Here is a 22079-nt window from a genome sequence, read left to right on the forward strand (position 1 = left end):
AAACCTCTTTTTGACACGGGTTTCACGAGTCCTCCGGCAAGTAGTTCGCTACGCAATGCCGGCCGGTTCATGAAATCCGTGTCCGATTATAAGACTACACAACCCATCCATGAAGATGAAAATATCAAAGCCCTCTAAACAGGGAGTAATCAGAGAAACGAAAGACTACTTAATGATTGCCTTGGGAATGATCCTTTACGGCATCGGTTGGACTCTCTTCCTGCTTCCTAACGACATCACCACCGGTGGAGTGCCGGGCATTGCCTCTATTGTTTATTTCGCTACCGGATTTCCGGTTCAATACACTTACTTCGCCATCAATGCTGTATTGCTGATGGTATCCCTCAAAGTGCTGGGATTTCGATTCAGTCTCAAAACCATATTCGGTGTATTCACTTTAACCTTCTTCCTGTCTATCATCCAAAAATTAACGGCGAACGTAACCTTACTACACGACCAGCCGTTCATGGCTTGTGTGTTGGGTGCCTCTTTTTGCGGAAGTGGCATCGGTATTGCTTTCTCGGCCAACGGAAGTACCGGAGGAACAGATATCATTGCGGCTGTTATCAACAAATACCGCGACATCACTCTGGGAAGAGTCATGCTGATCTGTGACCTGATCATCATCTCCTCCAGCTACTTTGTATTGAAAGACTGGGAAAAGGTAGTTTACGGATATGTGACTCTTTATGTTTGCAGCTTTGTGCTGGACCAGGTGGTGAACAGTGCACGACAATCCGTACAATTCTTCATTATCTCCAACAAGTACGAAGAAATAGGCAAACGCATCAACGAATATCCACACCGGGGAGTAACCGTCATCAATGCAACCGGGTTCTATACCGGCAAAGAGCAGAAGATGATGTTCGTCCTGGCCAAGAAACGGGAATCAACCATTATCTTCCGGTTGATAAAAGACTGTGATCCGACTGCTTTTGTTTCGCAAAGCGCAGTGATCGGTGTATACGGAGAAGGCTTTGATCATATAAAAGTTAAATAAATTATCATTCTAATACCCTCGAAACATGAAATTAAGACTATCTGATACCTTAAATAGCCTTATGCTGGGTGGCCTCCTGATGGCCTCCGCTTTTGCTTCGGCCGGCAATGAACCGAAGAAGCCTTACTGGCAAGACGTACAGGTAGTAGCCGTAAATAAAGAATACCCCCGTTCTTCATTTATGACCTACGAAAACCGTGCAAACGCCTTGACCGGAAAGTTCGAAAAAAGCAAATATTATCAACTTCTGAACGGAACCTGGAAGTTCTACTTTGTAGATTCATACAAGAATCTGCCGGCCAACATCACCGACCCTTCGGTGAGCACAGCCGACTGGACAGATATAAAAGTACCGGGCAACTGGGAAGTACAGGGCCATGGCGTGGCTATCTATACCAATCACGGTTATGAATTCCAGCCCCGTAACCCACAACCTCCGACTCTACCGGAGGCCAATCCGGTAGGTGTGTACCGTCGCGACATCGATATCCCCGCCGATTGGGACGGACGTGATATTTATCTTCACCTGGCCGGTGCCAAATCGGGTGTATACGTGTACATCAACGGGCAGGAAGTGGGTTATAGCGAAGATTCCAAAAACTCTGCGGAGTTCCTGATCAACAAATTCGTGAAACCCGGCAAAAATGTACTTACTTTAAAGATTTACCGTTGGAGTACCGGGTCTTATCTGGAATGCCAGGACTTCTGGCGTATCAGCGGCATCGAACGTGATGTTTTCCTCTATTCACAACCTAAAGCCGCGTTGAAAGACTTCCGCGTGACATCGACCCTGGACGATACATACAAAGACGGTATCTTCAAACTGGGTGCAGACCTGAGAAATAACGGTTCGGCTACCAGCAACATGGCTCTGGTATACGAATTGCTCGATGCCAAAGGTAACGTAGTAGCCACCGGAGAAAAAACTGCTGATGTAGCTGCCGGAGAAACCCGCACAGTATCTTTCGTCCAGACACTCCCGGGAGTCAAAACCTGGACTTCGGAAGCTCCTAATCTTTACAAGCTGGTGATGACCGTGAAAGAAAACGGTAAAGTGAACGAAATCATTCCGTTTAACGTGGGTTTCCGCCGTATCGAAATCAAACCGATCGAGCAACTGGCGGGTAACGGAAAGCCTTATGTATGCCTCTTTATCAATGGCCAGCCGCTGAAACTGAAGGGAGTAAACATCCACGAACACAATCCGGCTACCGGTCACTATATGACCGAAGAGCTGATGCGCAAAGATTTCGAATTGATGAAACAACATAACCTGAATACGGTCCGCCTATGCCATTATCCGCAGGACCGCCGCTTCTATGAGTTATGCGACGAATACGGACTTTATGTATATGATGAAGCAAACATCGAAAGCCACGGTATGTACTACGACCTGAAAAAAGGCGGTACGTTAGGAAACAACCCCGAATGGCTGAAAGCACATATGGACCGCACGATCAACATGTTCGAACGTAACAAGAACTATCCGAGTCTGACTTTCTGGTCACTGGGTAATGAAGCCGGTAACGGTTACAACTTCTATCAGACCTACCTTTGGTTGAAGGATGCCGATAAAAACATCATGGACCGCCCGGTAAACTACGAACGCGCCCAGTGGGAATGGAACTCCGATATGTACGTTCCGCAATATCCGGGAGCACAGTGGCTCGAAGCTATGGGTAAACGCGGCAGCGACCGTCCGATAGCCCCTTCCGAATATTCACACGCAATGGGTAACTCGAACGGTAACCTCTGGGATCAATGGAAAGCAATCTATAAATATCCGAACTTGCAGGGTGGATACATCTGGGACTGGGTGGACCAGGGCATTGACGCAGTAGACGAGAACGGACGTCACTTCTGGACATACGGTGGTGACTATGGTGTAAATACGCCGAACGACGGTAACTTCTGCTGCAATGGTATCGTTAGTCCGGACCGTACACCGCATCCGGCAATGGCTGAAGTGAAGTATGTCCATCAGAACGTAGCTTTCGAACCGGTGGATCCGGCCAATGGAAAATTCCTGGTTAAGAATCGTTTCTACTTCACAAACCTGCAGAAGTATATGATCTCGTATACCATTAAAGCAAACGGAAAAACGGTGAAAGGTGGTAAAATGTCAGTCAATGTAGAGCCACAGGGAAGTAAAGAAATTACTATTCCGGTAAGCGGACTGAAATCGAAACCCGGAACCGAATACTTCATATACTTCAACGTAACTACGACTGAACCGGAGCCCTTGATTCCGGTTGGACACGAAATTGCATACGAACAATTCCGCCTGCCGGTTGAACCGGGTGAACGTACTTTCGCTACCGGTGGTCCAACTCTGAAAGTATCGGCAGAAGGCAACGAACTGAGTGCTTCCTCTTCAAAGGTAAGCTTCGTATTTGATAAGAAAACCGGCTTGGTTTCTTCATATAAAGTAGGCGGAACCGAATACTTTAAAGATGGTTTCGGACTTCAGCCTAACTTCTGGCGTGCACCGAACGATAACGACTATGGCAACGGTAACCCCAAACGCCTGCAAGTATGGAAACAATCGAGCAAAAACTTCAATGTAGTAGACGCCAGCATAGTAATGGACGGCAAAGATGCCGTATTGACCGCCAACTATCTGCTGGCTGCCGGTAACCTTTACATTGTTACATACCGCATCCATCCTTCGGGTGTAGTAAAGGCTGATTTCACTTTCACTTCTACCGATATGGAAGCTGCCAAGACCGAAGCCTCCGAGGCAACGCTGATGGCTACTTTCACTCCGGGAAGCGATGCGGCGCGCAAGGCTGCTTCTAAACTGGAAGTACCCCGTATCGGTGTACGCTTCCGTCTGCCTGCAGAAATGAACCAGGTAGAATACTTCGGACGCGGACCGGAGGAAAACTATGTGGACCGTAATGCCGGTACTCTGATCGACCTCTATAAAACAACCGCCGACAATATGTACTTCCCATACGTACGTCCGCAGGAAAACGGCCATCATACCGACACCCGTTGGCTGACCCTGAATAAAAAAGGCGGTAAGGGACTGACGATCTATGCAGACAAAACAATCGGCTTCAATGCACTGCGCAATTCGGTAGAGGATTTTGACGGAGAAGAAACCGTATCACGTCCGTATCAATGGCTGAACCGTGATGCCGGTGAACTGGTTCACGATGAAAGCAAAGCCAAAGATCAGTTGCCGAGAAAGACACATATCAACGATATCTCACCGAGAAACTTCGTTGAGGTATGTGTGGATATGAAGCAGCAGGGTGTGGCCGGATATAACAGCTGGGGTGCACGTCCCGAACCGGGCTACAACATTCCGGCAAACCAGGAATACAAATGGGGATTTACAATCGTACCAAGATAAACTAACTTAAAAATAGAAACCATGAAAGATTTACTGAACATCGTATCTAAATTCAAAGTACAAGGCACTGTAAGCGAAATCAAACCACTCGGCGCCGGACTGATTAACGACACTTATAAGGTAAACACTACCGAAACAGATGCTCCCGACTATGTGTTGCAACGTATCAACCACGCCATTTTCCAGAATGTGGAAATGCTTCAGGACAACATCGCTGCTGTAACCGGACACATCCGCAAAAAACTGACGGAAGCCGGAGAAACAGATATTGACCGCAAGGTACTGACTTTCCTCCCGACAGAAGAAGGCAAAACATACTGGTTCGACGGTGACAGCTACTGGCGTGTGATGGTATTCATCCCCCGTGCCAAAACTTATGAAACAGTAAACCCGGAATATTCATATTATGCCGGAGCTGCTTTCGGTAACTTCCAGGCAATGCTGGCTGACATCCCGACAACACTGGGTGAGACTATCCCCGATTTCCATAACATGGAATTCCGCCTGAAGCAACTTCGTGAAGCTGTAGCAGCCAATGCAGCCGGACGAGTAACTGAAGTACAGTATTATCTGGACGAAATAGAGAAACGTGCAGACGAAATGTGCAAGGCCGAACGCCTGTATCGTGAAGGCAAACTGCCGAAACGCGTATGCCACTGCGATACGAAAGTGAACAATATGATGTTCGACGAAGATGGCAAAGTGCTTTGTGTAATCGACCTCGATACAGTAATGCCAAGCTTTATCTTCTCTGACTACGGTGATTTCCTGCGTACAGGAGCCAATACCGGAGACGAAGACGATAAAAACCTGGATAATGTCAACTTCAACATGGAGATATTCAAAGCATTCACCAAGGGATATCTGGAAGGAGCCGGTTCATTCCTCACTCCGATCGAGATTGAGAATCTGCCTTATGCAGCAGCTCTCTTCCCTTATATGCAATGTGTACGCTTCCTGGCAGACTACATCAACGGAGACACTTATTACAAGATTAAGTATCCCGAACATAATCTGGTTCGTACAAAAGCACAATTCAAGCTATTGCAAAGCGTAGAAGAACATACTCCCGAAATGGAGGCATACATCAAAGAGTGTCTGGGATAAACTTCCCACCTTTCCAGGTGTAAACAATTGAACGGCGGAGAAACGGTTTCAGTTTTTCCGCCGTTTCTTTTTCCATATACTCCGGAGTAGTCAGAGTAAAAGTCAACGTCTCATCCTCTTTAGAAAGCTCCGCCTTCATCAAAGTCATATCGGCTTGCAGACGGGCATCGATAAAATCGTAATCAGTAGAGTCGGAAGAAGTAAAGAAATTATCTATATGAGGTTCTGAAGGCAGAAACCCATCGGCAGGAAGTTCTTTCCAATCGGTGGTATAGAAGCGGATATGACTGTCGCATGCCGGAGCACAAACTGTAGAAACAGCACAGACCACTTTTACACTATCGTTCAGCGGTAACAGTTTCATCTGCCAACTGCTCGCATCAGACATTTTAAGAGATATATAATCGGGACTTAATTCCGTCATTTCCGACTTACCCCCGAAACGGTTGGTCACCTGGGCCTTCATCTTACTTTCGATGAAATCGATACAATCTGCACGGTTCACCGATGTCAGCAACGGACACAGTGAGTCAGGTATATTCACGAACACCGTTTTGGCCTCCTGCGCTTTGACAGCAAAGGAAGAAAAAATACCCAGAATAAATACCAGGAGGGTAAGAGTAGAATTTTTCATATCTGATAATCTTGTTTCTTTACGTTCTTATTTAGTTCCCAAATATAGGAATATCATTCCGATTAACACCAGAATAAGGTCAATCGCCTTGCTTTTTAAATTCTTTTCACGGAACATCATAGCACCGAAAAGGAAAGATACGATGACGCTTCCTCTCCGAACCATCGAGACAATCGAAATCATCGAATCTTCGTAACTCAATGCATAGAAGTAAACAAAGTCCGCAGCGCAGAGGAAAATGGAAATAAAGATGATGGCCCAGTCCCAGCGGAAGGGTGTGGACGACTTACGTTTGGGCCACCAGAGCAAGGCAAGGATAGGACACATGATGAACACCTGATAGACATTATACCACGACTGTACCACCATCGGGGGCAACTGCTTCATCAGATACTTATCATACAATCCGCTTACCGCACCTGCTACGGCTGCCAACACAATAAAAAGAATCCACTTGTTATGTTTAAAGTCAATCCCTTCTTTCTTCCCCGAACGGCTTAGCATAAAGAAAGAAACTACAGCCAGCAACACACCGATCCACTGATAGAGATTCAGACGCTCGCCAAAAACCAGCATGGCTCCCACAAGCACCATTACAGGGCGGGTTGCATTAATGGGACCTACAATCGTAATAGGCAGGTGTTTCATCCCGAAATAGCCGAGTATCCACGAAGAAAGTACGATAAAAGACTTGATAATGATAAATTTGTGTACTTCCCACCCGACGACCGGTACATCGAACATAGTACCCTCCAGCACTCCGGGGACAAATGCCGACAACAAGATGAAAGGCAGGAATATAAGACTGGAAAAGAGCGTATTGAGAAACAAGACAGGCAGAACCGCATTGTCCTTTAACGACTTCTTTTTAAACACATCATAAAAGCCCAGCAAGGTCGCTGAAAGAAAAGCAAGGAGTAACCACATAACAGAGTTTATTTAAAAAGAACTCATTCAAATATATCTTGAGGATATTCTACATTCACCAGGAAAAGCGCATTGCCGGGAGCAGAGGTTCCGGCTTTACAACGGTCTTGTTGCTCGATTATTCTACGGAAGTCATCTACCGACAACTTACCTCTGCCTACTTCCAATAAAGTACCGACGATGGCACGTACCATGTTGCGCAGGAAACGGTCGGCCTGAATGGTAAACACCCAGGTATATTCATCCTCCTGTGTCCATTCGGCATGCATAATCTTGCAGATGTTGGTCTTTACATCCGTATGCAATTTACTGAAACTGGTAAAATCCGTATAATGAAACAAGGTCAGAGCGGCCTCGTTCATCTTCTGAAAGTCGAGCGGATTGTGTATCCGGTAACGATACTGGCGATTAAAAGGATACTTTACGGTAGTGATATAATATTTATAAGTACGGGCTGTCGCATCAAACCGCGCATGTGCGTCCGGCCTTACCCGGCAAACTTTATAGACTGAAATATCCTGAGGTAAAAGACGATTCAACTTCTCGGTTACCTTATCCGTATCCAGCACCTCTCCTTCGTAATCGAAGTGAGCAACCATCAGCGAAGCATGTACCCCGGCATCTGTCCGTCCCGCCCCAATCACTTCCGTATCTCTCCGTAAAAAAGTGGCAAGTGCCTTCATCAGGCATTCCTGTATACTGATACCGTTAGGCTGAATCTGCCATCCATGATAATGGGTGCCATCATAGGCCAAATAAATAAAATATCTTTGCACGCTCATTCCGTTCACTTGGTTTTTGCGTGCAAAGATACTGCTTTAATTGATAAGTAGGGATTGATACTTATCAATAATTAATTGCTTTACTTGATCCACACATTGATTATCTCACCGATATACATCTTGTGCAAAGGTTTATCCTTCCATTCTCCTTTCAATTCCGGACTATCAAAAGCACCGGAAGCAATCGGCTGGGAGAGCATTTTTTTGCATTCTATAATCATCCATGCTTCCGAGAAAGCTTTACTGCCCGAAGGAGTAGTGAGAGGAGTCAGTCCGGCGCCTTTCACCTTATCAGTATCACCTCCACTATGGCTTCCACAATATTTCAGAGCATCCCGATAAGCTTCCGTATAAAAGCTGATAGTATATGTGTCATTCTTTTCCATCAACTGATAAGTATAACGCGTAGGATAAATGAAACAAAACGAAACCGGTTTATTATAAAGATATCCCAATCCGCCCCAACTTGCCGTCATCATGTTATATTTTTCTTCCGTACCGGCTGTAATCAGCATCCAGTCCTCAGAAAGCATCTTAATGATATTGCCCGGGATCTTATCCGCAGAGATGCGTCTGTAGCCTGCCATGGAACCGTCCGCAGCAGTCCCCGGAATTTCCCGGCTAAACTCTCCCGGAACAACTTTAGGTTCTTTGGCTATGAGAGGAACCAACGCTTCCGTTCCTCCCAACGCCTTCGCTGCCTTTTCTGTCAGGTCATCAAACAGATCGATTGTTTTGATACGGAGTTTTCCATACTTGGCAACCACTTTTGTTTTGGCTTTATTCAGTCCCGCCTCATCTGTTATCCAGTCTTCGGCCTCCATTTCTTTATTGTCACCATGAAAATAAGAAATGTTGTACATCTCCATCTTGCAAGATCCATCCAGACAGTTCATCACCAATCGATATTTGATGGTAGCACGATCCAAAAAGAAACTGTTGGTTGCAGATAGTTGAAGATATTCTTCACCCAGACATGCGATCTGCCCTCTTTCCTTATCAAAATAGGCAACTCTGCCCTTTTGTCCTTTTGAAGGTGCAAAACGTTTCTCGGCCCACTTCAACAATACATCATAAACTTGTTGTTTTGATAACCCGGGAGCCTGAATATGTTTTGTAAAGATGATCTTTCCATTAACAACCGGCACTGCACCAGCCAAATATTTACTATTGTCTTCCTGCGCCCAAAGAAGTATAGGGAAACAGATTAAAAGGGATAATAAAATTCTCTTCATACGTTTATAAGTATTTTACAGAGTCCCGACTTTACTCTGAAATCTTCACGTTTGTTACCCGTTCAAGCAAGAAACGGTTTTTATTCCAGTGGAAAGGCTTAAATTCTGTATTGGTTTTTATCACATTGTTGCGGAATATCAACCCGTCTACTGACTTTGCATAAAGAATCGGTGCGTCAAATGTATCGAATTCATTGTCCTCAACCACAATACCTCCGTCTTTACCACCATGAAAATACTTCTGTTGATCTTTCAAATTAGGTATTTCAGGATAAATAGAGATAATTGCATTGGTAAACTGGAACATGTTGGTAAGCGCATTGATAAAACGATTGCGGCGAATGGTAACATCACGACAAGCACCTGTCTCAAACCAGCCATTGCAATCGCCACACAATAAAATAGCCGTACCGGAGGTATGATCAAACAGATTGTCTTCTACCACTGTTTTTTTAGGAGTGCTGAACAGTGTACCGCGAGCACGGTTATTGCGAATCGTATTGCCGGCAAACAGCACTTCAGGAGTCCATGTCAGGTTTTCAATCCCAAAACCACTTTTTTCATTGATAGTCGGATCAACAGGGTCTTTAAAAGTAATGCTGAACTCACGGGCTCCTGATATTTCATTTTTATCATAAGGACGAATTGCAGTAATCTGGTTTTGATTACCAATCAACTCCATTGTTTCAGAACGTACAAACTGAACATCATCCCCCGGACATCCCCATTCGAAACCCCAGGACTGATCGTGCATATAGCGTCCTATCAACGTATGATCATCTACCCGCTTGATTACTTTCAGATAAGTTCCGTGTACATTAATGGCGTCATCCATCATTCCTTCGTACAGGCCATTCTTCGAAATAATCTTTCCCTTACATCCGGAGAAGTGAGTGGCATCTGCCTGCGTTGTGAAATAACGAGGATCATTATCGCCTTTCAGACAAACCCCGAAACCATCGAGTGTAATATCTTCGCAAAGCTGTGCCAAAAGTCCCATGCCTTCGGCATAATGCACTTTAACATTAAGCAAAGAAGTATTAATGTCATGTGACATGAAAATACCGGGAGTAGGACGTCCCCATCCACGCATGGCCACTACCGTGCCAAGCACCAGACGCGCATCTTTCCATTTCGGAGAACAGATACGGCGGGGAGCCACTTCGAAAGCTCCTTTGGTAGGACAACCGATATCACTGGTGTTGTATACGACATGTTTTGTTTTACCATCGAAAGCAATTCCCCAAGAGTATCGCATTGTCCAGCCTTCACCCAGTCCTTCAAATACAGAATCCTTACTTATACGATAATCCACCCACGATGCAGGTTCAAAAGTGATTCCTTTTTCCGGATCATTCTCTATCACTTGCACCTGAGCAATATGAGGCTGTTCAAAATCAATACTGAAGTTCTTCAGTACACAATTCTCCGAACGGAGCAAAGAAACCGGAATCATCCTTCCATAAAATACAAACTCGGAACCTTGTCCGTCAATAGTCAGGTTCTTCATATCTTCCAAGGCAATGCCCACCTTTTTGGGATTGTCCTGATCGTGATTGGATATATAATATTCGCGTACATCCGAACCGTTTTCATGGAAATTGTAGCGTCCGGCAGGAAAACGAAGTACCACTTCTTCACCATTACGGCATTCAGCTTTAATCTTAGCTATGGCCTTACGCACAACAGGTGATGCGTTTTTCTTACTATTGGCTTTCAAGCCAAACTGGGAAATGTCGTAAACACGTTCTTGTGCACAAACATCCGACACGGATAAAGAGAGCAGCAGACTCAGAGTAAAGAGTAGGATTGTCTTCATAGTTTTTTCAATTTCTGTTTAATAATTAGGGTACAAATATACATTCATTTTCCGATTCTTCCATTTTTTTGTTAGTTTACCTTTGCATATAAAAACCAAAGATGTATATTTGGGGACTATATCTATAAAATGATCCATTAAACACCTATTGCCATGAGTAGTAATATTTTCCTAACCATTGCTATTGTCACGACAGGCATTTTTGCAGTACAATTCATCCTATCCGTTTTTTTTGGTGATTTCGACGCAGATACGGACATCGACACTGATATCAGCAGTGTGGTTTCCTTTAAAGGATTGACCCACTTCGGTATCGGATTCGGCTGGTATATGTATCTGCAGCACAACACCGAAATACAGACTTACCTGACTGGATTTGTCATCGGACTGATATTTGTATTTGCCGTCTGGTTTTTATATAAGAAAGCCTACCAGCTGCAACAGACCAATCACTCGGAGAGAACAGAACAATTAGTAGGAAGAGAATGTACCATTTACTTCAAACAGAACGAAAAAAAGTATACCGTACAAGTCAGCCGGGATGGTGCCATGAGAGAAATTGATGTTATCACGGAATCAGGTAAACCCTATCAAACCGGAGATAAAGCAACGATCACCTCCTACAAGGACGGAACTTTATATATCCAATAATTAAAAACTCAAAAAAGAGAACTATGACCCAAGAAATGATGATTATGGCTGCCATACTCGTGGCGGTAATCTTAATTACATTTATCGGTATCCTTTCACGCTACCGGAAATGTAAAAGTGACGAAGTATTAGTAGTATATGGTAAGACAGGCGGAGACAAAAAGTCTGCAAAACTATATCACGGTGGTGCCGCTTTCGTATGGCCTATCGTACAGGGATATGAATTCCTGTCGATGAAACCGATGCAGATAGACTGTAAACTGACAGGAGCACTTTCCGCCCAAAATATTCGTGTGGATGTACCGACTACCATTACAGTAGCTATCAGTACGGATCCCGAAGTCATGCAAAATGCTGCCGAACGTATGCTGGGGCTGACCATGGACGATAAACAAAATCTGATAACAGATGTGGTTTACGGACAGATGCGTCTGGTTATTGCCGACATGACAATTGAGGAGTTGAACTCCGACCGTGATAAATTCCTCTCTAAAGTAAAAGATAACATTGATACAGAACTCCGCAAATTCGGTTTGTACCTGATGAATATTAACATCAGCGATATTCGCGATGCTGCCAATTATATCGTCAATTTAGGAAAAGAAGCGGAAAGTAAAGCTCAAAACGAGGCACAAGCCAATATTGAAGAACAGGAAAAACTGGGTGCTATCAAGATTGCCAACCAGATTAAAGAACGTGAAACCAAAGTGGCGGAGACTCGTAAAGATCAAGATATCGCCATTGCGGAAACCAAAAAGCTGCAAGAAATCTCCGTAGCCAATGCCGATAAAGACCGTATCTCCCAGGTAGCTATCGCCAATGCGGAAAAAGAATCGCAAGTGGCTAAAGCAGAAGCAGAAAAGAATATCCGGATAGAGCAGGCCAATACCGAAAAGGAAAGCTGCATTGCAGAGTTGAACTCCGACATGGAGATCAAACAAGCTGAAGCACAAAAGAAAGCTGCCATCGGACGAAACGAAGCACAAAAAGAAATCGCGTTGTCTAACTCCGAACTGGCCGTAACCCAAGCCAATGCCGACAAACAAGCCGGTGAAGCTGCAGCCAAATCGGAAGCAGCCGTACAGACAGCTAAAGAAATCGCTCAAAAAGAAGTGGAAGAGGCAAAAGCACGAAAAGTAGAATCATCTCTGAAAGCAGAAAAAATAGTACCGGCAGAAGTTGCCCGCCAAGAAGCTATTCTGCAAGCAGAAGCCGTAGCCGAAAAAATCACCCGTGAAGCAGAAGCCCGTGCCAAAGCAACACTGGCACAGGCAGAGGCAGAGGCAAAAGCGATTCAACTGAAACTCGAAGCAGAAGCAGAAGGTAAAAAACGCTCGTTACTGGCAGAAGCAGAAGGTTTCGAAGCCATGGTGAAAGCTGCCGAATCAAATCCGGCTATTGCTATTCAATACAAGATGGTAGATCAGTGGAAAGAAATAGCAGGCGAACAGGTAAAAGCCTTCGAACATATGAACTTAGGCAATATCACTGTATTCGACGGAGGTAATGGAGGCACAAGTAATTTCTTGAACACATTGGTAAAAACTGTCGCGCCAAGTTTAGGAGTATTGGACAAACTGCCTATCGGAGAAACGGTTAAAAACATTATTCACCCGGAAGAAAAAGACAAGAAGGAGGAAAAAGAAGATAAAAAACAGTAAACAACAATGAACGATAAACGATGAACAGGCTGCGCTACTTCTGCGAGTCTTTGTTCATCGTTTATAGTTTACCGTTTATCTCGTTGTTATATGAAAACATCCTTGTTTCAGTTCATACTTTATATAACATTTATCAGCCTTGCGAACATCACGCAACACTTCAGCCAACACTAACTTTAAGGTATCGGCACTTACATCCTGAAGAGGACGTCCCTCCTCATCTTCTACTTTCTTAAACCGCTTCCAGCTTACATCGAATGTTGTTCCGTAGAAATGACATGAGTTTTTTGACGCATTGCCATTCCGGCGACGCAAACGTTTTACATCATTCTCTGTCCGAAGCACAGATGTAACAATAATCTTATTCGGATTGAGTCCTTTGGCAGTCAATGAATCTAAAAAATTCGCTCCAATCGTATCGAGTAATGCACTGGCACGCGGTACTAAATAAGGAATGGAATGAGTAAGTGAATCCACTGCATAAAATTCATTATCAGTAATGTGAACCAGTTTTCCATCCATATTTTCCGCTTCTTCACGCGAGGCTAACGGAGTAATTCCCCAAGTATGGGCCGCTTTTAGCTGCACATCATTCAAATCCCCGAATGAACGTTTATAACTTACCACTCCCCTGATGTTACGCGGTTCGTTAAGTTTAAGAGACATATCTTTCTTTTTGCAACCTGCCAGAAAAGCCGGGGTAAAACATAAAAATACAGAAATAGTAAATAGATACCTGTAGTTGGATAAATCCATAATTAGCCTTTTTATAAGTTCCGAGGGCACAAATATACTGGAATTGTCTTTCTCAGGAAAGAGCATCGCAAATTAATTCGGCAAGAATCGGCAAAGTATGAGAACGATTCATTAAATTTGCAGTCCATTTCACAGCGTATGCGTGAACCTTTAAATTGATTCAATGATAGAAAAGCTGATAGTTCTTGAGGATATCGATCCAGTTATCTTTTATGGCGTAAACAACGCTAACATACAATTAATAAAAGCTTTGTATCCAAAGCTGCGCATTGTTGCCCGAGGCAATGTCATTAAAGTACTGGGCGACGAGGAAGAAATGTGCGCTTTCGAAGAAAACATCACCAAGCTTGAAAAATATTGCGCCGAATACAATTCACTGAAAGAAGAAGTCATTATCGACATTATAAAAGGGAATGCGCCGCAAGCCGAAAAAGCAGGCAATGTGATTGTATTCAGTGTCACGGGAAAACCCATTATTCCACGCAGCGAAAATCAATTGAAGCTGGTAGAAGGATTTGCCAAGAACGATATGGTATTTGCCATCGGACCTGCAGGTTCGGGCAAGACCTATACGGCCATAGCCTTAGCGGTTCGTGCACTGAAAAACAAAGAAATAAAGAAGATTATCCTCAGCCGCCCTGCGGTAGAAGCCGGTGAAAAGTTAGGTTTTCTGCCCGGAGATATGAAAGATAAAATAGACCCGTATCTGCAACCTCTTTATGATGCTTTGCAGGACATGATTCCAGCTGCCAAACTAAAGGAATACATGGAACTGAACATCATCCAGATTGCCCCATTAGCCTTTATGCGCGGACGTACGCTAAATGATGCAGTCGTAATCCTGGACGAGGCTCAGAATACTACCACGCAGCAAATTAAAATGTTCCTCACCCGTATGGGAATGAATACCAAGATGATCATCACCGGAGATATGACCCAGATAGACCTTCCGGCTTCACAAACATCGGGGTTGGTGCAGGCATTGCGCATTCTAAAAGGAGTCAAAGGAATCAGTTTTGTTGAACTGAATAAAAAAGACATAGTGCGCCATAAGCTGGTAGAACGGATTGTAGACGCTTACGAAAAGTTCGACAAAGAAAAGAAAATCGAACGGGAAAAGTTAAACGGCGAGCGGCTCACCATAAGCAAAGAACGGCAAAACGTTGGTAATTTGTAATTCATAATTATATAGAAGTATGAAAGCATTAACAAAAACAGATTTCAACTTTCCGGGACAGAAAAGCGTGTACCACGGAAAAGTACGTGATGTGTACAACATCAATGGCGAACAACTCGTAATGGTAGCTACCGACCGTATCTCGGCCTTTGATGTAGTATTACCCGAAGGCATCCCTTATAAAGGACAAATGCTGAATCAGATTGCAGCTAAATTTCTGGATGCAACAACAGACATCTGTCCGAACTGGAAAGTCGCAACTCCGGATCCAATGGTTACAGTAGGAGTGCTTTGTGAAGGTTTCCCGGTAGAAATGATCGTGCGCGGTTATCTTTGCGGAAGCGCATGGCGTGCCTACAAAAGCGGTGTACGCGAAATCTGTGGTGTAAAACTTCCTGAAGGCATGAAAGAAAACCAGAAGTTCCCCGAACCCATCGTGACTCCAACCACAAAAGCAGAAATGGGACTGCACGATGAAGACATCTCCAAAGAAGAGATTCTGGCCCAGGGACTGGCTACTCCGGAAGAATATGCTACACTTGAAAAATATACATTGGCCCTGTTCAAACGTGGAACTGAAATTGCAGCAGAACGCGGTTTGATTTTGGTAGACACCAAATATGAATTTGGTAAACACAACGGTACCATCTACCTGATGGACGAAATCCACACTCCGGACTCAAGCCGTTACTTCTATGCCGACGGTTACCAGGAACGTTTCGAAAAAGGTGAAGCCCAAAAGCAACTCTCCAAAGAATTTGTGCGTGAGTGGTTAATGGAAAACGGATTCCAGGGTAAAGAAGGACAGAAAGTTCCTGAAATGACTCCTGCCATCGTAGAAAGTATCAGCGAGCGTTATATTGAATTATTCGAAAACATCACTGGTGAGAAATTCGTTAAAGAAGATACCAGCAACATCGCTGAACGTATCGAGAAGAACGTAATGGCATTTCTAAAATAAGAAGCCCGAATCAGAAACGAATAAGATTCACCACAGGGTATACAGAGTACACAAACATGGTTTTGAAACCCAAAACCGTCCACTTTTGTAAACCCTGTGGTGAATAAAACTCTGAATGAAAAATGAACTACCCACAAGAACAAATCAAACCTTATAGCAATGACGGGAAAAAGAGCGAACAGGTAGAACAGATGTTCGACAACATTGCCCCTGCATACGACCAACTGAATCATACCCTTTCATTAGGGATTGACCGGAGTTGGCGACGAAAGGCAATCAATTGGCTCAAACCTTTCCGCCCGCAACAGATAATGGATGTGGCAACCGGTACCGGTGACTTTGCCATTCTGGCATGCCGCGAACTGCAACCCGACCAGCTGATCGGAACAGACATTTCTGAAGGAATGATGAATGTGGGACGTGAAAAAGTGAAAAAGGAAGGTCTTTCCGAAAAGATATCTTTTGCAAAGGAAGACTGTACCTCCCTCTCGTTTGCCGACAACCGTTTTGACGCTATCACTGTCGCTTTTGGTATCCGCAACTTTGAAGATTTGGATAAAGGGCTTTCCGAAATGTGCCGTGTCCTCAAACCGGGCGGGCATCTGGTAATCCTTGAGCTGACAACTCCGGATCGATTTCCGATGAAACAATTATTTTCCATTTACTCAAAAATAGTCATTCCAACCCTCGGCAAACTATTATCGAAAGACAACAGTGCTTACAGCTACCTGCCTCAAACAATCAAAGCATTTCCCCAAGGAGAGGTTATGAAAAACGTTATCTCGCAGGTTGGCTTCAGCCAGGTACAATTCCGACGGCTGACATTCGGCATCTGTACACTTTATACGGCTACGAAATAAATATTAATTTAACATCCTCCCCCTTTATGCAAAAGTATGGTTTAATTGGCTATCCACTGAAACATTCGTTTTCTATCGGCTTTTTCAATGAAAAGTTTAAGTCTGAAGGCATAGACGCCGAATATGTCAACTTTGAGATTCCTGAAATCAACGATTTTATGGAAGTGATCGAAGAAAACCCCAATCTGTGCGGACTGAACGTAACAATCCCTTATAAAGAGCAAGTCATCCCTTTCCTTGACGAGTTGGATAAAGACACTGCCCAAATAGGTGCAGTCAATGTTATTAAAATTGTTCGTGGTCCTAAAGGAAAAGTAAAACTGACAGGATATAATTCTGACATAATAGGATTCAGCCAGTCCATTCAGCCATTGTTGCAACCTTATCATAAAAAAGCATTAATCCTGGGTACAGGCGGTTCGTCCAAAGCAATCTATCATGGCCTGAAGAATCTGGGAATCGATAGTATATTCGTGTCCCGTACCCAAAAAGAAGGCATGCTGACCTACGAAGAACTGACTCCGGAAATCATGGCAGAACATACAGTGATTGTAAACTGTACACCGGTAGGTATGTATCCGAAAGTAGACTTTTGTCCTGCCATTCCCTACGAATTACTGACACCAAACCATTTATTGTACGATTTGTTATATAATCCAAACACCACTCTTTTCATGAAAAAGGGAGAGGAGCATGGGGCCGTAACCAAAAACGGTCTCGAAATGTTATTGCTGCAGGCATTTGCCGCATGGGAAATATGGAATAAATAATGAAAAAAGGAATCAAGATAAGCGTCGTTATATTATTGCTGCTGCTTACCGGATGTACGATAGGCGGAAGTTTCTTCATGCTCAACTATTCGCTCCGCCCGGAAGCGAAGATACGTGCCAAGAATGCCGATTCTTATCCTTTCATGTACGAAAACTATCCGTTTTTACGTCCTTGGGTGGATAGCCTCAATCAGGCTCATGCACTTCGGGACACTTTTGTTTTAAATCCGGAAGGCATCCGCCTGCATGCTTATTACATCGCAGCCCCGCAGCCGACCAAAAAGACAGCGGTCATTGTACATGGCTATACGGACAATGCAATCCGCATGTTCATGATAGGCTATCTATACAATCGCGACCTGCAATACAATGTGCTTTTGCCCGACCTGCAACATCAGGGAGAGAGCGGTGGACCGGCCATTCAAATGGGATGGAAAGACCGTCTGGACGTAATGCAATGGATGCACATCGCCAATGAGCTTTATGGTGACAGTACTCAAATGGTTGTACATGGCATTTCAATGGGAGGGGCCACCACAATGATGGTATCCGGCGAAGTACAGCCCTACTTCGTGAAATGTTTCGTTGAAGATTGTGGTTACACCAGTGTCTGGGATGAATTCTCGCACGAACTGAAAGCAAGTTTCCACCTTCCTTCATACCCATTAATGAATACCACCAGCCTGCTGTGCCAGAAAAAATACGGATGGAACTTCGAAGAGGCTTCATCATTGAACCAGGTTAAAAAAAGCCGCCTGCCGATGTTCTTCATTCATGGGGACAAAGATACGTACGTGCCCACATGGATGGTTTATCCCCTTTATGAAGCCAAACCGGCTCCCAAGCAGCTTTGGATTGTACCGGGAGCCGCACATGCCTTATCTTATAAAGAGAATAAGGAAGAATATACCCGGAAAGTAAAAGAATTCACAGACCGCTACATTCATTGATATGAAACAGATACTCACTTATTTACTTTTCGTGTGGATATTCCTCCCACTGAAAGCACAGGAAAAGATATACACCGTAGAGAATATCCCCAAAGTACATTTGCAGAACAAGATGCAATATGTCTGTAACCCTGCCGGCATCCTGTCACAACAGGCTTGTGACGAAATGGACTCGATGCTGTATGCTCTGGAACAAAAAACAGGTATCGAGACTGTAGTTGCCGTAGTACCTTCCATCGGAGATAAAGACTGCTTTGAGTTCTCCCATCAATTGCTGAACCAATGGGGAGTGGGCAAGAAAGGAAAAGATAACGGACTGGTCATCTTACTGGTCACCGATCAGCGATGTATACAGTTCTATACCGGCTACGGACTGGAAGGTGACCTGCCGGACGCAATCTGCAAACGCATACAAACCAAGGACATGATCCCTTATCTCAAAAAGGGAGACTGGAACCGGGGAATGGTAGCAGGAGTACAAGCAGTATGCCGGCGTCTGGATGGCTCCATGATAAATGATGATAAAGATACCGGAGAAAAGGGGATATCCGCCTCCATGCTTCTCTTTGCTATTTTAGGTTTCATTGTGGTGGCCGGAGTGGTAGGTATACTGGCTGCACGGGCAAGTACCCGTTGCCCTAAATGTGGAAAACATCAACTTCAACGGAGCGGTACGAACTTAATATCGAACCGCAGCGGAGTAAAGACCGAGGATATTATTTATACTTGCCGCAATTGCGGACACACCGTAGTCCGGCGTCAACAATCATACGATGACAATTACAGGGGACGTGGCGGAAGAGGCGGAGGTCCTTTCATCGGAGGCTTCGGAGGGGGAAGTTTCGGAGGCGGCGGAGGCGGCTTCGGTGGTGGAAGCTTCGGAGGAGGTTCGGGCGGAGGCGGAGGTGCCGGCTCACGTTTCTAAGCAACCCAATCATTCTATTAGTCATTAATCAGTAATCAAAAAGAAACAATATGAAAAAGTCAGTTATTATCCTTATTGCCGTAGTGGCAGTTATCGTCATCTGGGCCATCAGTGCCTACAACGGACTGGTATCCATGGACGAGAATGTAAGCAGCCAATGGGCTAACGTAGAGACACAGTATCAACGTCGTGCCGATCTGATTCCTAACCTGGTCAACACTGTCAAGGGATATGCCTCACATGAAAAGGAAACACTTGAAGGCGTAGTGGAAGCCCGCAGCAAAGCGACTCAAATCAAAGTAGACGCTAATAACCTCACTCCGGAAAAGTTAGCCGAGTATCAGAAGGCGCAAGGAGCAGTCACTTCTGCATTGGGCAAGCTGCTTGCCATCACCGAAAACTACCCGGACCTGAAAGCCAACCAAAACTTCCTTGAATTGCAGGCACAACTGGAAGGTACGGAAAACCGCATCAACGTTGCCCGCAAAAATTTTAATGACGCTGCGCAGGCATACAATACCTCTATCCGTCGGTTCCCGAAAAGCATCTTTGCTTCCATATTCGGTTTCGAAAAACGTACTTATTTCGAAGCAGCCGAAGGCACGGAAAAGGCACCGGAAGTAAAATTCTGATAAGTCACGCAAATCCTTTTCACCAGAAAAGATTATCGATACACAATACCCGATGAATAAAGTGGAAAATAACCCTCAACAGGGTATATTTCCCACTTTATTCATTCATATAATCTGCTCCGCAGTCACCCTCTCTCCGTCCCGCTCTCGCCTCCCCCACTCTTTTCTCAAACCCTGTTCCAAAGTTCTTCAAATACAAAATGACATTATTCCGTTTAAAGTACTAAAGAACTAAAAGGAAACTCGTTTCAAACAATAATTAAAGTTCATCTCAGGTGCTACGATGTATATCTTAGCGGGCAAGATACATATCTTAGCCGCCAAGATGTCTATCTTAGCAGCTAAGATAAAGAATTTCATATGAAAAAGCTCTTTTTACTAAAGGTCCGGCAAAACTTTCACCAAAACTTTTTCGTGCTTTGGGCTTTAACTTCGCAGCGAGTGTATGTAAGTCCATTTGCCTGATCTGCACTAACAACAGATTGAAGGGCGGATTGCAAAGCGCTTTTGAACTTTTCATTTCAAACTTCCAAATTAAAAACGGACTCTCTCCCTGTCGTATTACTCCATCGTTATATCCGCCAATTTGTTGGCTATAAGGAAAAAAAGCAGTACTTTTGCCGTTGTATACAAAATCCAAATAACTCATGAGTAATCAACGATACATGATGCGAGGCGTCAGCGCATCAAAAGAAGATGTGCACAATGCCATCAAGAACATCGACAAAGGAATTTTTCCACAAGCATTCTGTAAAATAATCCCTGATATTCTGGGTGGAGATCCGGAGTATTGCAATATTATGCATGCTGATGGTGCAGGAACCAAATCGAGCCTGGCCTATATGTACTGGAAAGAAACAGGGGACCTCTCCGTGTGGAAAGGGATTGCCCAGGATGCACTGATCATGAACATAGACGACTTGCTTTGTGTGGGCGCAGTCGACAATATTCTGGTATCTTCAACCATCGGACGCAATAAACTTCTTATTCCCGGAGAAGTAATTTCCGCCATCATCAACGGAACAGACGAACTGTTGGCCGAACTCCGTGAAATGGGAGTAGGTGTGTATGCCACCGGTGGTGAAACAGCCGATGTGGGTGATCTCGTCCGTACCATTATCGTAGACAGTACGGTAACCTGCCGTATGAAACGGGCAGACGTTATCAACAATGCCAATATCCGCCCGGGGGATGTTATTGTAGGCCTTGCCTCACACGGACAAGCCACTTATGAAAAAGAATACAATGGCGGTATGGGCAGCAATGGGCTGACTTCTGCCCGCCATGACGTTTTTGCCAAATATCTGGCAGAGAAATATCCCGAAAGCTATGATGCAGCAGTGCCCGAAGAACTGGTTTATTCGGGCGGACTGAAGCTGACAGACGCAGTAGAAGGTTCTCCGATCGACGCGGGAAAACTCGTCCTCTCTCCCACCCGCACTTACGCACCGGTAGTGAAAAAGTTGCTCGATGCGCTACGTCCTGAAATTCACGGAATGGTACACTGCTCGGGTGGTGCACAAACCAAAGTGCTGCATTTCGTAGGCGATGTACGCGTGGTAAAAGACAACCTCTTCCCCGTGCCCCCATTGTTCAGAACCATTCAGGAACAAAGCGGAACCGATTGGGCAGAAATGTATAAGGTATTCAACATGGGCCATCGCCTTGAAGTATACCTTTCACCCGAACACGCGGCCGAAGTTATCAAGATCAGCGAATCTTTCGGTATCCCTGCACAAATCGTGGGACGCATCGAAGAAAGCGATAAGAAAGAACTGATTATCAAGAGTGAGTTCGGAGAATTCACTTATTAAAAAACGAACAAGATCCATCACAGAGGACACAGAGAGCTTGCAGAGGCACTACACGCA

The 22079-nt window shown here is 44.6% G+C and carries 20 protein-coding genes; 13 read left to right on the forward strand and 7 right to left on the reverse strand.

Annotated elements, in window-relative coordinates:
• The first annotated feature begins 109 nt into the window (after window positions 1-109).
• The 3 genes from QK890_RS06630 to QK890_RS06640 all read left to right on the forward strand — a co-directional run bounded on the left by QK890_RS06630 (window position 110) and on the right by QK890_RS06640 (window position 5468).
• On the forward strand, window positions 110-1000 hold the full coding sequence (locus QK890_RS06630; RefSeq protein ID WP_032531179.1) for a YitT family protein: 891 nt from the start codon (window positions 110-112) through the stop codon (window positions 998-1000).
• Window positions 1001-1061: 61 nt separating this feature from the next.
• Entirely contained in the window at window positions 1062-4361 is a 3300-nt protein-coding gene (locus tag QK890_RS06635) for a glycoside hydrolase family 2 TIM barrel-domain containing protein (RefSeq protein WP_234212105.1), read from the forward strand.
• 21 nt (window positions 4362-4382) lie between these two features.
• A complete protein-coding gene (locus QK890_RS06640; RefSeq protein ID WP_005810171.1) occupies window positions 4383-5468 on the forward strand; it encodes a phosphotransferase enzyme family protein in 1086 nt (361 codons plus the stop codon).
• Here the strand turns inward: QK890_RS06640 and QK890_RS06645 are convergent.
• The 5 genes from QK890_RS06645 to glaB form a co-directional block, all read right to left on the reverse strand.
• The gene (locus QK890_RS06645; RefSeq protein WP_005775655.1) at window positions 5449-6102 is read right to left on the reverse strand and encodes a DUF3256 family protein; all 654 of its coding nucleotides are present in this window, start codon (window positions 6100-6102) and stop codon (window positions 5449-5451) included. The two genes, QK890_RS06640 and QK890_RS06645, sit on opposite strands and share 20 nt — an antisense overlap.
• A 27-nt stretch (window positions 6103-6129) precedes the next feature.
• Window positions 6130-7029, reverse strand: coding sequence for a DMT family transporter (locus QK890_RS06650; RefSeq protein ID WP_005775654.1), 900 nt, complete (start codon window positions 7027-7029; stop codon window positions 6130-6132).
• 23 nt (window positions 7030-7052) lie between these two features.
• On the reverse strand, window positions 7053-7811 hold the full coding sequence (gene truA / locus QK890_RS06655; RefSeq protein ID WP_250726348.1) for a tRNA pseudouridine(38-40) synthase TruA: 759 nt from the start codon (window positions 7809-7811) through the stop codon (window positions 7053-7055).
• A gap of 80 nt (window positions 7812-7891) precedes the next feature.
• Window positions 7892-9046: a DUF4468 domain-containing protein gene (locus QK890_RS06660; protein ID WP_250726347.1), complete on the reverse strand. Its 1155-nt coding sequence runs from the start codon at window positions 9044-9046 to the stop codon at window positions 7892-7894.
• A gap of 31 nt (window positions 9047-9077) precedes the next feature.
• Window positions 9078-10865 (reverse strand): alpha-1,3-galactosidase, encoded by a 1788-nt coding sequence (gene glaB, locus QK890_RS06665; RefSeq protein ID WP_250726346.1) that lies wholly within the window; start codon window positions 10863-10865, stop codon window positions 9078-9080.
• Between the two features lie 153 nt (window positions 10866-11018).
• Here glaB and QK890_RS06670 point away from each other — a divergent pair, with 153 nt between their 5' ends.
• Window positions 11019-11516 carry a hypothetical protein gene (locus tag QK890_RS06670; RefSeq protein ID WP_005775649.1) on the forward strand — a complete coding sequence of 166 codons (498 nt, stop codon included), beginning with the start codon at window positions 11019-11021 and terminating at the stop codon, window positions 11514-11516.
• A gap of 23 nt (window positions 11517-11539) precedes the next feature.
• The gene (locus QK890_RS06675; protein ID WP_234190939.1) at window positions 11540-13177 is read left to right on the forward strand and encodes a flotillin family protein; all 1638 of its coding nucleotides are present in this window, start codon (window positions 11540-11542) and stop codon (window positions 13175-13177) included.
• Between the two features lie 75 nt (window positions 13178-13252).
• Here the strand turns inward: QK890_RS06675 and QK890_RS06680 are convergent, their stop codons facing one another.
• Window positions 13253-13933, reverse strand: coding sequence for a DUF5715 family protein (locus tag QK890_RS06680; RefSeq protein ID WP_044300028.1), 681 nt, complete (start codon window positions 13931-13933; stop codon window positions 13253-13255).
• Window positions 13934-14096: 163 nt separating this feature from the next.
• On the opposite strand from QK890_RS06680, the gene QK890_RS06685 reads away from it, so the two are divergent.
• The 7 genes from QK890_RS06685 (at window position 14097) to QK890_RS06715 (ending at window position 20208) form a co-directional block, all read left to right on the forward strand.
• Window positions 14097-15110: a PhoH family protein gene (locus QK890_RS06685; RefSeq protein WP_005810185.1), complete on the forward strand. Its 1014-nt coding sequence runs from the start codon at window positions 14097-14099 to the stop codon at window positions 15108-15110.
• Window positions 15111-15129: 19 nt separating this feature from the next.
• Window positions 15130-16071 (forward strand): phosphoribosylaminoimidazolesuccinocarboxamide synthase, encoded by a 942-nt coding sequence (locus tag QK890_RS06690; RefSeq protein ID WP_005775645.1) that lies wholly within the window; start codon window positions 15130-15132, stop codon window positions 16069-16071.
• Window positions 16072-16193: 122 nt separating this feature from the next.
• On the forward strand, window positions 16194-16931 hold the full coding sequence (gene ubiE / locus QK890_RS06695) for a bifunctional demethylmenaquinone methyltransferase/2-methoxy-6-polyprenyl-1,4-benzoquinol methylase UbiE (RefSeq protein ID WP_005775644.1): 738 nt from the start codon (window positions 16194-16196) through the stop codon (window positions 16929-16931).
• 26 nt (window positions 16932-16957) lie between these two features.
• Window positions 16958-17701, forward strand: coding sequence for a shikimate dehydrogenase (locus QK890_RS06700; protein WP_005775642.1), 744 nt, complete (start codon window positions 16958-16960; stop codon window positions 17699-17701).
• Entirely contained in the window at window positions 17701-18651 is a 951-nt protein-coding gene (locus QK890_RS06705) for an alpha/beta hydrolase (protein ID WP_005810187.1), read from the forward strand. Before QK890_RS06700 ends, QK890_RS06705 begins: the two co-directional genes overlap by 1 nt.
• Before the next feature lies 1 nt (window position 18652).
• Window positions 18653-19576, forward strand: coding sequence for a TPM domain-containing protein (locus QK890_RS06710; RefSeq protein WP_022011941.1), 924 nt, complete (start codon window positions 18653-18655; stop codon window positions 19574-19576).
• A gap of 50 nt (window positions 19577-19626) precedes the next feature.
• Window positions 19627-20208 (forward strand): LemA family protein, encoded by a 582-nt coding sequence (locus tag QK890_RS06715; RefSeq protein WP_122141655.1) that lies wholly within the window; start codon window positions 19627-19629, stop codon window positions 20206-20208.
• Window positions 20209-20542: 334 nt separating this feature from the next.
• Here QK890_RS06715 and QK890_RS06720 read toward each other — a convergent pair whose 3' ends face one another.
• Complete coding sequence (locus QK890_RS06720; RefSeq protein ID WP_182423840.1) at window positions 20543-20857, reverse strand: hypothetical protein; 315 nt, start codon at window positions 20855-20857, stop codon at window positions 20543-20545.
• On the opposite strand from QK890_RS06720, the gene QK890_RS06725 reads away from it, so the two are divergent.
• Window positions 20856-22022: an AIR synthase-related protein gene (locus QK890_RS06725; protein WP_005775636.1), complete on the forward strand. Its 1167-nt coding sequence runs from the start codon at window positions 20856-20858 to the stop codon at window positions 22020-22022. The genes QK890_RS06720 and QK890_RS06725 overlap by 2 nt on opposite strands.
• The last annotated feature ends 57 nt before the right edge of the window (window positions 22023-22079 follow it).

This window comes from Bacteroides sp. NGMCC 1.200775 (assembly GCF_040798045.1).
GTDB lineage: Bacteria > Bacteroidota > Bacteroidia > Bacteroidales > Bacteroidaceae > Bacteroides > Bacteroides hominis.